The 1,595-nt window shown below is 66.9% G+C and carries 3 protein-coding genes; 2 read left to right on the top strand and 1 reads right to left on the bottom strand.

Going from position 1 to position 1,595, the window contains the following annotated elements; all coding sequences use genetic code 11:
* The coding region (locus ACFR9S_RS11795; RefSeq protein WP_379818749.1) for an MFS transporter at nt 1-433 on the bottom strand (433 nt) is incomplete at its 3' end.
* Between the two features lie 143 nt (nt 434-576).
* Here ACFR9S_RS11795 and sod point away from each other — a divergent pair.
* Together sod and ACFR9S_RS11785 are read left to right on the top strand one after the other, a co-directional pair.
* Entirely contained in the window at nt 577-1,179 is a 603-nt protein-coding gene (sod, locus tag ACFR9S_RS11790; protein ID WP_379818748.1) for a superoxide dismutase, read from the top strand.
* A 201-nt stretch (nt 1,180-1,380) separates the two neighbouring features.
* On the top strand, nt 1,381-1,595 hold a 215-nt coding region (locus ACFR9S_RS11785), incomplete at its 3' end, for a DUF5827 family protein (RefSeq protein ID WP_379818747.1).

Here is a 1,595-nt window from a genome sequence, read left to right as displayed (position 1 = left end):
CCGAGACGGCGCTGCCGGCGGTGACGCCCACCTGCTTGACGTTCATCGCCAGCGCCTCCCGGCCCGGCGGCGCCACGTGGATCGCCGCGCGGTTGGTCGCGGGCATCGCCGTCGCGTACGCGAAGCCGACGAACAGCAGCGCCGCCAGCAGCACCGGGAACGACGGCGCGACGGCGACGAACGCCATCCCCGCCGCCAGCGCGAGCAGGCCGTAGACGAGCAGCGGCCGCTCCCCGAACGCGTCGGTCGCCGCGCCGGTGGCGAACAGCAGGGCTGTGTACCCGAGCATCACCGCGGTCACGGTCAGCCCCGTGACGCCGAGGGAGACGCCGAACCCCTCGCGGACGAACGCAGTAGCGGCGAACACGGTGTAGAAACAGAGGCTGGCGGTGAACTGCCACGCCGAGACCAGCGACACCCCGCGCCAGCTCATACCCCCCACTGTGGCACACCGACGGAAGTGTGTACCCGTTCCGGAGAACGTCGAAGCGCCGATCGCAGTGTGTGGCCCGCTACCATACGTCTCCTCAAGTTTTAACATGAACCGCAACCCAACAACGAGTGGGTGATTCACCGATGACTGATTACGAACTGCCGCCGCTTCCGTACGAGTACGACGCGCTTGAACCCCACATCTCCGAGCAGGTGCTGACGTGGCATCACGACACGCACCATCAGGGCTACGTCAACGGCTGGAACAGCGCCGAGGAGACGCTCGAAGAGAACCGCGAGAACGGTGAGTTCGGCTCTTCGCCGGGCGCCATCGGCAACGTGACCCACAACGGGTCGGGCCACATTCTCCACGACCTGTTCTGGCAGTCGATGAGCCCCGAGGGCGGCGACGAGCCGACCGGGGCGCTCGCGGACCGTATCGAGGAGGACTTCGGCTCCTACGAGGCGTGGAAGGGCGAGTTCGAGGCCGCTGCCGGCGCCGCCGGCGGCTGGGCCCTGCTCGTCTACGACTCTTACAGCAACCAGCTCCGTAACGTCGTCGTCGACAAGCACGACCAGGGCGCCCTCTGGGGCAGCCACCCCATCCTCGCGCTCGACGTCTGGGAGCACTCCTACTACTACGACTACGGTCCTGCGCGTGGGGACTTCATCGACGCGTTCTTTGAGGTCGTCGACTGGGAGGAGCCGTCTGCCCGCTACGAGCAGGCAGTCGAGCTGTTCGAGTAAGCCAGTCACGGCGAGCGACCGGCAGCAGTCGTCGGACTGCTGCTCCGAGCGCGATGCCGTGGCTCTGTACGCCACTGTGTAGAACACGACGCAGAACGCGTCGCCGTTCCGCTTTCTTTCGACGCTCGCCCGGGAGCGCCCGCTGCGTCGATGGCGGCCCGGATCGGTAGCGTTTACGCCGTCCCTGCCGAATACGGGCGTATGCCACGCGCCAAGGAGAGCTTCGACGCGCTCCACCCGTGTGATTTCTACACGCCCGAGGAGCTTCTCGTCGAGGACCAGATGTACACCATCTACGAGATCGCCCGCCTGCTGCAGGGGCTTGACCCCGACGCGGAGATCGACGAGGGGACCGAGTCGGTGCTGCTCGACTGGGCGATCCCGTGGGTGATGAACAACGCCGACGACCTCGTCGT

This window comes from Halolamina salina, from assembly GCF_042678005.1.
Lineage (GTDB): Archaea > Halobacteriota > Halobacteria > Halobacteriales > Haloferacaceae > Halolamina > Halolamina salina.
Note: the sequence above shows the minus strand (reverse complement) of the source record. Positions and strands in the feature narration are given on the sequence as shown.